The following is a 9,028-nucleotide window of genomic DNA, read 5'->3' on the forward strand; positions in this document are numbered from 1 at the left end:
TGTACTTATTTGGCCTACGGCCGCTCCACTTGTGCGGAACTCGCCTCGAGGGTGGGCACCGAAGRCTCTTCCCATCCCTGAGGTTCGTGTGGGTCGAGCCGACRAAGCAGCGCCGCTTCGGTTGCTGGCTCGTCGGCATCGCCAAACGGTCGACCCCAGCGCGYCGAGATCGTCCGCGCTAGGTAGCGCAGCGGCGAGGAAAACGCTCGCCGCGCCGGGAATGACGTATCTGCACGACCGCCGTAACGGCCSGCTTCGGYGGCAACACCCGCCCCAAACGGCTCTCCGTCCMGCTGACCGTATCGTCGTGAGAGACCTTGGTGTCCRCCCTCGAGGCGAGTTCCGCACAAGTGGAGCGGCCGTAGGCCAAATAGATACGTGGGCCGCGTGAGCGGCCTTTCCTTGTCGAACGCGGAGGACGTGTCTGAGCAGCGAGGGTGGGCACCAAGGTCTCCCCGCGAGACGCCCAAGTGTAGAGAGCGATGGCAAAGCCGAGCCCGCGAAGCCGAGCGCCCGAGCCCTGGTAATGAGTGGAGAGTCTTTTTATTTGCCCTGGAAGCTCACCAGCTCCAGTGTCAGGTCGCCGCCGTCTTTCTGCGCCAGCTTTACCGGGACCGGATACTTCGTCGGGACATACCAGGCGCTGAAGCTCGCGGCCTGATCGGCACGGTCCACACGTACGGCATCGAACGAGCCGGCGGGGACGGTGACCTTCTCCTTGCCCGACACCTTGAACGACTGGTTCTCCACGGCCTGTTTCACGGCCACGGGGAAGCTGACCTGCTGCTGGCCTGATGCCAGTGCGACGCCGAGCGCGAGCGGCAGCGTGTTGCGCTCGACCATGTTTGGCACGGCGGCGTACGAATAGCTCTTCTTGGTGTCCTGTACCTGGACCGTGTTGCCCTGGATGGTCAGGTCGCGTGTCTTGCTCTTGAACGAGGAGTCCAGCGCGTAGTGATAGCTGATCGCCGCAGGCACCTTGCCGGACCAGGCGAAACGCGAGGTCTCGGTCACGTTGGCGCCTGCGATGGCCGCGAGGCCGCCCGTACCCTTGGTCTGGTTGCTGTACTCGTACTGGCCATTCCCGGCGGACTTCAGGGTGATGGTCGCGTCGCCGAGCGGATCGCCGCCCTGGAGCACGTGATACGTCGCGGTGAAGGACTGCGGTACATCCGCGGCGAACGCGGCGACAGGCAGGGCGAGGGCCAGCGCAAGGCCGGCGCGGAGCAGGGGAGTCGTCTTCATGCCTCCGAGTTTAGCGGCGGCGCCTGAATGTGGGGCATGTGGGATCGCGGACGGGCCAGCTCGGTAGCAACTGATTCATCGGCGAATGGGTGCTTGCGATGACCGGGCCCGCTGCCGCGGGATCGCCGATGAATCGGCTCCTACAAGAGCTCGGTGATGTCCAGGGGAGTGGTCAGCGGGTCGCCGTCGAAGACGGCCCCGCCTTCCCACCGCAAACGACCGCTGGCGATCGCGCCGACGACGGCCGGCAGCAACCGGTGCTCTTCGACAAGCAGCCGCGTGGCCAGTGAGGCCTCGGTGTCATCCTGGCCGACGGGGATTCGCGCCTGTGCCACGACCGGGCCACCATCCAGTTCCGCCGTGACGAAGTGAACGCTGGCACCGTGCTCGGCGTCGCCGGCTTCGAGGCATCGGCGGTGCGTATGCAGGCCGCGATACTTCGGCAGCAACGACGGATGCACGTTGATGGCACGGCCTTCCCAGTCGGCGACAACGCCCGCGTCGATGATCCGCATGAAACCGGCCAGGACCAGGAGATCCGCACCGGCATCGGCAACACGACCGAACAACGCGCGATCGAAATCGGCACGCGTCGCGTAGTCACGGGGGTTCAGTGCGACGGTGGGAATGCCGGACTCTGCGGCCACCGCGAGTGCGCCAGCGGAGGCCTTGTCGCTACCCACCAGCACGAATTCAATCGGCAGCCGCGCAGCGATCAGCGCGGCGAGGTTGCTGCCGCGCCCGGAAGCGAGCGCGGCGACACGCAAGGGTCGATCCACGGAGCGGATCAGGCGATGTGGACGCGCTCGTCGCCGCTGGCGGCGACGACCGAGCCGATCGCCCAGGAGGCGAGACCGTGGGCGGCCAGCGCGGCCTTCGCGGCGTCGACCTGGTCCTGGGCGAGCAGCACGGTGAAGCCGATGCCGCAGTTGAACGTGCGCCACATTTCTTCGCGGGCCACGTTGCCTTCGCGTTGCAGCCACTGGAATACCGGCGGCAACTGCCACGAGGAGGCATCGATGGTCAGGCCGAGGCCGTCGGGCACCACGCGGATGATGTTTTCTTTCAGGCCGCCACCGGTGACGTGGGCCATGCCGTGCACGTCCACTTTCGTTAGCAGGTCGAGGATCGGCTTCACGTAGATGGTCGTGGGCGCCATCAGGGCGTCGCCCAGCTTCACGCCGCCGATGTCGAGATCGAGCGGGGAGCCGGCCCGCTCGAGGATCTTGCGGATCAGCGAGTAGCCATTGGAATGCGGGCCGGAGGCGGCTACGCCGAGGATGACGTCGCCGGCGACGATGGTCGAGCCATCGTTCATGGCGGACTTTTCCACCGCGCCAACGGTGAAGCCGGCGAGGTCGTACTCGCCCGGCGGGTACATGTCCGGCATTTCCGCGGTCTCGCCGCCGATGAGGGCGCAACCGGCCAGTTCGCAGCCGCGGGCGATGCCGCTGATGACCGCGGCGGCGGTATCGATGTCGAGCTTGCCCGTGGCGAAATAGTCGAGGAAGAACAGCGGCTCCGCGCCCTGCACGAGCACGTCGTTGACGCACATGCCCACCAGGTCGATACCGATGGTGTCGTGGCGTCCCAGGTTCTGTGCGAGCTTGAGCTTGGTGCCTACGCCATCGGTACCCGAGACGAGGACCGGCTCTTTATAACGCCCGGAGAGGTCGAACAGGCCGCCGAAACCACCGAGCCCGCCCATGACTTCAGGGCGGAAGGTCCGCTTGACCATGGGCTTGATGCGTTCGACAAGGGCGTTGCCGGCGTCGATGTCGACACCCGCGTCGCGGTAGGTAAGGGAGCCCTGGTCGGAGGACATAAGCGATTCCGGCGCGTATTGGAAACCGTGCATGATAACAGCAAGCAGCCCCATGGCTTTGCCCTGCACGCCGTCTGGATGGACGGCATGGCAAGGTTTGGGCAGACTCCCCGTCTTCACAAAGCGACGCCAAAACCATGCGCCCAGCCCGTCTCCTCGCCTTCCTAATGCTCTTCCTGCTGTCCTTCGTCGGCACGGCGGCGGCGCAGACCGCGATCTATACGGTCACGGTGCCGGTGGCCGATACCAGCGCCGCGGTGCGCGACCAGGCCTTTGCCAACGGCCTTACCCAGGTGCTCGCCCGGGCCTCGAATGGCGCGGATCCCCGGTCCAAACCGGGTTATGCCGACGCCATGAAGCAGCCCGGTGGGCTGGTCCAGCAGTATCAGTACGCGCGCACCGGTGGGGCCAATGGTGCGCCGTTGAGCCTCGATATCGTGTTCGACCCCGGCGCGATCCGCCGCGTGCTGGCCGTCGGCGATGCCGCCGCGGCGGCGCCGAAGCCGCCGGTGCTGGTGATTGCCCGCGACGCGAGCGGCAAGACCCTCGGTCAGCAGGATCTCCTGCCGCTGTCGCAGATGGCCGACACCCGCGGCTACCAGATCGTCCTGCCGAAGCCGGATTCCACTCTTGATGCGAGCGCCATCGCCGGCGGCGACGCCGCGGCGATCGCCACCGTGGCGCGCCAGTACAACACGGCCGTGATCCTTATCGGCAAGGTCGGCGGCGACCAGACCGACTGGACCCTGGTCTCGGCGGGACGCGCGTCCAGCTGGAAGGACAGCGGTGAGGCGCGGGCGGCGTTGCTCTCCAACGGCGCCAACGCCATGGCGGACAAGCTGGACCGCCAGTTCACGGCGGCCCAGGGCGGAAGCTCCAGTGGCAAGGTATGGGTGTCCGGCCTGCGTTCGGCCGCCGACTATGCCGGCCTGCTGTCGACCTTCCAGAGCGACCCCTCGGTGAAGTCAGTGGCTCCTGTCGGGGCCACCGCCGATGGCGTGCTATTCACGGTGAGTGCCACGGCGCCGCTGGCCCGCCTGATCGCCGGTTATGCCTCCGCAGGCCACGTTCTGGCCGCCGACGCCCATGACGGCGCCGACCTCGCCGTTCGCTGGATCCCCTGATCCGCGACAATGGCGTCACCGCCGCCACGGGACGATGGCGGCGTCTTCCCTACGTCGAAACTGGAATCGCATGACTCACGACACTTCGCGCCGCTGGCAAATGCTTGCGATCGGCGCCGTCATCATCTTCGTGATCTGGCTGCTTGCGCCGGTGCTCATGCCCTTCGCCGTCGCCGCGATGCTCGCCTACCTCGGCGACCCGCTGGCCGATCGCCTGCAGCGCCTGGGCATGGGGCGCTCGTGGGCGGTCAGCATCGTCTTCGCGGTCATCGCGCTGGTCGTCATTGGCGCACTGCTGCTTCTGGTTCCGCTGATCCAGCACCAGTTCGAGAACCTCGCCGAGAACCTGCCGCGTTACGTGGAATGGGCCAAGAGCACGGCCTTGCCGTGGATTCAGCAGCGCCTGCACCTTGACCCCGACGTCTTCGACGCTGATCGCCTGATCGCGACGATCAAGGAGCACATCGGCTCGGTGAGCAGCGTGCTGGCGACAGCGGTGACCAAGGTGACGCAGTCCGGCATGGGCATCGTCATGTGGTTGACCAACCTCGTGCTGATCCCGGTCGTCGCGTTCTATCTCCTGCGCGACTGGGACACGATGATCGCGCATATCCAGCGCCTGCTACCGCGCTCCATCGAGCCGACCGTGGTGCGTCTTTCGAGCGAGTCGGACCAGGTGCTCGGCGCCTTCGTTCGTGGTCAGCTGTTGGTGATGCTGGCGCTCGGCGTGTTCTATGGCCTCGGCCTCACGCTGTGCGGCATCTCGATCGGTCCCTTGATCGGCATGGTCGCCGGCCTGCTCAGCTTCGTGCCTTACCTGGGTTTCATGATCGGCTTCGTTGCCGCGATAATTGCCGTTCTCGTGCAATACGGCGACTGGACCCACGTCCTCCTGGTCGCAGGTGTGTTCACCGTGGGCCAGTTGCTCGAAGGTTATGTGCTGGTGCCTCGCCTGGTCGGTAGCAAGATCGGCCTGCATCCGGTGGCGGTGATCTTCGCCGTGCTCGCCGGCGGCCACCTGTTCGGTTTCCTCGGCGTGCTGTTGGCTCTGCCGGCGGCGTCGGTCGTCGTGGTACTGATGCGCTACGTGTTCGCGCGTTACCGCGAGAGCGATCTCTACACGGAGCCGGCCGCCGTGAGCGAGCCGGAACGCATCGATGTCGATGTGGACGTGGATGTGAAAGTGAAGCCGGTCCAACCCACCATTCCGGGCGACGGCGGTCCATGACGACCCAGCTCCCTCTCGCGCTGCGCTGGCCGCGCCGCCAGCGATTCGAACACTTCCATGCGGGCGAAAACGCCGTGGCGGTCGAGGCGGTGCATGCCGCCGCCGTCGATCCGGCGGCGCCCTGGGTCTTCGTCGCCGGTCCGGTGGGGAGCGGCCGCACGCATCTGCTGATCGCAGCCTGTCAGGCGGCCATCGACGCGGGACGCACGGCGCAGTACCTGCCGCTGGCTGGTCTGCGTGGCCCCCGGGCAGCGGCCATTCGCGGCATGGCCGGTAGCGATGTGCTCGCTATCGACGATGTCGATTCCATCGCCGGAGAGGCCGACGCCGAGCATGCGCTGTTCGATACCTTCAACCGGTATCGCGCCGATGGCTGCACGTTGCTGTTTGCTTCCGTCGGTGCGCCCGCTTCGATGGATATCGCCTTGCCGGATCTTCGGTCGCGGCTCGGCTCGCTCACGCAGGCGTTGCTGAAGCCGTTGGCCGATGGCGAGCGGCGACAGGTGCTCCGCGACCACGCGGCCGGCCGTGGCATTGAACTGGACGACAGCGTGCTCGACTGGCTGTTCGCGCACCATGCCCGCGACCTCGGCGCGTTGCTCGATCTGCTCGACACGCTCGATCGCGCGTCGCTCGCCGCGCAGCGACGGGTGACGGTGCCGTTCCTGCGCAATCTGCTCAGGAACGACTGAGGCGATCACCGATCTCGGTGCACTGGCACGGTGCCGATCAGTTCCTTCAGCGCAGGATTGTTTCCGCGCACGCCGTATACCCTCAGCACGCCCTCATCGGTGTCATGTTCGACGATGAGGTAGGTGCGTTGCGATGCCGAACCGCTGAGGAAGACGGGGACGCTGCCGATGTTGCGATAGCGACCCATGTCCTCATGGAGATGACCGGCGAAGATGGCGGCGACGTCGGCGTTCGTGACCAGCCTCGCGAAGTCGCCGCTGTACTCGGTCGGGTCGTGCATGTGGACGATGGCGAAGTCGTAGTCGCGATCCTTCCAGTCTCCGAAGGCCGGCTTCTCCAGCTTGCTCTCGATGAGGTTGCCTAGCCACGGCAGGGAGGAAACAATCTGGTGGCGCTGCACGCGGAGTCCTTCAGTCGACTCGAAGGTCACCGTGTACTCCGGGAAGTTGTTGAGCTGGATGTTCAGTACGCGATCCATTCCAGGAGCTTGCACCGCATAGGCGAGGCTGCCCTCGTGAAGGGCGCTGAATACACCCGGTTTCACCGAAAAATCGAAGGCGACCTTCGCGGCTTTATCCGTCACGTGCTGAACGAGGTCAGCGATGCTGTCGCGCGCGCAGCCGTCGTTGTAGCAGCCTTGCGTCTCGCCCTTATCGTTTACCCGGCGGATATTGTTCTGGTAATCGTGGTTGCCGAGTCCAAGGTGTACGTTGTCGCCGAGGATGGGCAGCAGCCTCGCCATGACGCTGCGTTGGTCGCCATGTCCGTAGGCCGTCAGATCGCCGTTGATGAACACCGGAATGTCCTCGCCGGGTCGTTGCGCCCGAAAAGCGGCGATGCTCCGGTACTGCTCGGTGATGAGGGCTTCGGAACGCTGGTCGCGCTCGTAGTCGCTTTCCTGCGCGCCCCTGTCCGTGCGATCCGTCCAGGGGTACTGCGGGTCGGACGTGACGATCATCGTCCGGACCTCGGCGGCGGCGTGCGCGGCGAAGGTGAGGGCGCCGATGGCGATCGCCACGGTGAGGGTGCAGCGGGTGAGGGGTTTTCCTGGCACGGCATGTCGTCCTTGTGTCGTTGCGGATGCGTGCGAACGTCCGGTTCGCAACGACGACAGGCTAGACCGATGGCAAGCCGGCGCCTGTAGGCGATCGCCAGGGCTGTTCAAGCTTGAGGACGACAGTGAGCCGTGGCGTTCGCCGAGCTTGTTTTTCTGGAGCCCAAACGCAAAGCGCGCGCCCTGTCGGGGCGCGCGCTTTGGTTGTCGGTCATTCGGCGTAGTCGCTCATCCAGGCGAGCCAATCGCCTACATTGCTTGTCGGATCAAACCCCGAGCAAGCGCGCCGTGGCGTTGGCCTTGATCACGTCCGTCATCGCTTTGGCGACGTTGATGTTGCCGGCGATGATGTTGCCACTCTCGGGCAGGCCTTCGCGGCCGGCGAAGTCGCCGTAGATGCCGCCGGCTTCGCGTACCAGCAGGGCACCCGCGGCGATGTCCCAGATGTTGAGTGCCGGCTCGAAGAAGCCGTCGACGCGGCCGGACGCCACGTAGGCCAGGTCCAGCGCTGCCGAGCCCATACGACGGATGTCTTCGGCCTCGGCGAGCAGGGCCGCCGTCATCGCCAGCTGCGGTTCGAGATGGTTGCGGGCGCGATACGGGTAACCGGTGGCGATGAGCGCACCGGCGAGGCCCTCACGCTTGCCCACGCGGATGCGGCGATCGTTGAGGTAGGCGCCGTCGCCCTTGCTGGCGGTGAAGAGCTCATCGCGCAGGGGGTCGAAGACCACGCCGTAGACCGGCTCGCCCTTTTCGACCAAGGCGATGGAGACGCAGAAGTGGGGGATGCCACGCAGGTAGTTGTGCGTGCCGTCGAGCGGATCGATGACCCAGGYCAACGGTCCCTTGCCGATCTGCCCCGATTCCTCGCCAAGGATGGCGTGGGTGGGGTAGGCGCGACGGAGTTCCTTCACGATCTCGGCTTCAGCGAGGCGATCGACTTCGGAAGCGAAGTCCATGCGCTGCTTTTCGACGACCGCGAGGCCCTCGAGGCGATTCATGTAGCGCAGGATGATGTTTCCTGCGGAGCGCGCGGCGCGCGCCGCAACGTTGACGGCGGGTCTGGGCATGGGGATCGACTTGGTAAAAGAACAGGTGAGCGCGGTCGGGCCGCGTCGGTCGGGCAGTTTAACACTGCCTTGCGGCTCACCCAAGTCATTGCCGTTGTAGACTTTCCGGTCCTCCCGTTCAGCCCCCCGATGCCATGGCCCTCTCAGAGCTCAACGATCGTCTCCGTTTCGTCCTCGTCCGCACCTCCCATTCGGGCAATATCGGCTCGGCGGCGCGGGCCATCCGCACCATGGGCTTCGACCGGTTGACCCTGGTGGCTCCCCACCGGTTCCCGGATCCGGAAGCCACGGCGCTGGCGGCGGGCGCTGACGATGTGCTCGGCAACGCGTCCGTCCAGGACGATCTGGTGGCGGGACTGGCCGGCACGACCTTCGCCCTCGGCCTGTCGGCGCGACGCCGCGGGGTGAACATCCCCGAGCTCGATCCGCGCGAGGGTGTGGCCCAGGCCCTCGCCGCCGCCCGTCGGGGCGAGCAGGTCGCCCTGGTGTTCGGCAACGAGCGGACGGGCCTGGAGAACGACGAGCTCTCCCGCTGCCATGCCATGATCCGCATCCCCAGCGTGGACGATTTCAGCTCGCTGAATCTTTCCCAGGCGGTGCAGGTGGTGGCCTACGAGCTGCGCACGGCCCTGTTGGCTGATGAGGCACAGGCACCGGTGGCCGACATCGACCCCGACGAGGTCCCGGCCGACGCGGAGCAGCTCGAGCGATTCTTTACCCATCTGGAGCAGACCCTGGATGACATCGAGTTCCACAAGGGCCGTTCGCCGGTCACCATCATGTTGAAGC

The 9,028-nt window shown here is 66.1% G+C and carries 9 protein-coding genes; 4 read left to right on the plus strand and 5 right to left on the minus strand.

Going from position 1 to position 9,028, the window contains the following annotated elements; translation table 11 throughout:
- Positions 1 to 543 precede the first annotated feature (543 nt).
- From AC1DT2_RS10605 to purM, 3 genes are all read right to left on the minus strand, one after another.
- Positions 544 to 1,245 (minus strand): DUF3108 domain-containing protein, encoded by a 702-nt coding sequence (locus AC1DT2_RS10605; RefSeq protein ID WP_477296162.1) that lies wholly within the window; start codon positions 1,243 to 1,245, stop codon positions 544 to 546.
- 140 nt (positions 1,246 to 1,385) lie between these two features.
- Entirely contained in the window at positions 1,386 to 2,024 is a 639-nt protein-coding gene (purN, locus tag AC1DT2_RS10610) for a phosphoribosylglycinamide formyltransferase (RefSeq protein ID WP_477296163.1), read from the minus strand.
- 8 nt (positions 2,025 to 2,032) lie between these two features.
- Complete coding sequence (purM, locus tag AC1DT2_RS10615; RefSeq protein ID WP_477296164.1) at positions 2,033 to 3,070, minus strand: phosphoribosylformylglycinamidine cyclo-ligase; 1,038 nt, start codon at positions 3,068 to 3,070, stop codon at positions 2,033 to 2,035.
- Positions 3,071 to 3,207: 137 nt separating this feature from the next.
- Between purM and AC1DT2_RS10620 the strand changes: the two genes are divergently transcribed.
- The 3 genes from AC1DT2_RS10620 (at position 3,208) to hda (ending at position 6,114) form a co-directional block, all read left to right on the plus strand.
- Positions 3,208 to 4,194, plus strand: coding sequence for a DUF2066 domain-containing protein (locus tag AC1DT2_RS10620; RefSeq protein WP_477296165.1), 987 nt, complete (start codon positions 3,208 to 3,210; stop codon positions 4,192 to 4,194).
- 70 nt (positions 4,195 to 4,264) lie between these two features.
- Positions 4,265 to 5,422: an AI-2E family transporter gene (locus AC1DT2_RS10625; RefSeq protein ID WP_477296166.1), complete on the plus strand. Its 1,158-nt coding sequence runs from the start codon at positions 4,265 to 4,267 to the stop codon at positions 5,420 to 5,422.
- Entirely contained in the window at positions 5,419 to 6,114 is a 696-nt protein-coding gene (gene hda, locus AC1DT2_RS10630) for a DnaA regulatory inactivator Hda (protein WP_213950054.1), read from the plus strand. Before AC1DT2_RS10625 ends, hda begins: the two co-directional genes overlap by 4 nt.
- A gap of 5 nt (positions 6,115 to 6,119) precedes the next feature.
- Here hda and AC1DT2_RS10635 read toward each other — a convergent pair whose 3' ends face one another.
- Together AC1DT2_RS10635 and AC1DT2_RS10640 are read right to left on the minus strand one after the other, a co-directional pair.
- Complete coding sequence (locus AC1DT2_RS10635) at positions 6,120 to 7,169, minus strand: metallophosphoesterase (protein ID WP_477296167.1); 1,050 nt, start codon at positions 7,167 to 7,169, stop codon at positions 6,120 to 6,122.
- Positions 7,170 to 7,435: 266 nt separating this feature from the next.
- Entirely contained in the window at positions 7,436 to 8,239 is an 804-nt protein-coding gene (locus AC1DT2_RS10640; protein ID WP_477296168.1) for an inositol monophosphatase family protein, read from the minus strand.
- A gap of 134 nt (positions 8,240 to 8,373) precedes the next feature.
- Between AC1DT2_RS10640 and AC1DT2_RS10645 the strand changes: the two genes are divergently transcribed.
- Positions 8,374 to 9,028 (plus strand): RNA methyltransferase (locus AC1DT2_RS10645; protein WP_477296169.1); only part of this gene is annotated, 655 nt, incomplete at its 3' end.

It is taken from the genome of Luteibacter sp. P4_E6, assembly GCF_056401535.1.

Excerpts from the sequence above, each read along its gene's own strand:
- AC1DT2_RS10605 (WP_477296162.1), bottom strand. The coding sequence starts at position 1,245 with ATGAAGACGACTCCCCTGCTCCGCGCCGGCCTTGCGCTGGCCCTCGCC.
- purM (WP_477296164.1), bottom strand. The coding sequence starts at position 3,070 with ATGTCCTCCGACCAGGGCTCCCTTACCTACCGCGACGCGGGTGTCGAC.
- AC1DT2_RS10620 (WP_477296165.1), top strand. The coding sequence starts at position 3,208 with ATGCGCCCAGCCCGTCTCCTCGCCTTCCTAATGCTCTTCCTGCTGTCC.
- AC1DT2_RS10625 (WP_477296166.1), top strand. The coding sequence starts at position 4,265 with ATGACTCACGACACTTCGCGCCGCTGGCAAATGCTTGCGATCGGCGCC.
- hda (WP_213950054.1), top strand. The coding sequence starts at position 5,419 with ATGACGACCCAGCTCCCTCTCGCGCTGCGCTGGCCGCGCCGCCAGCGA.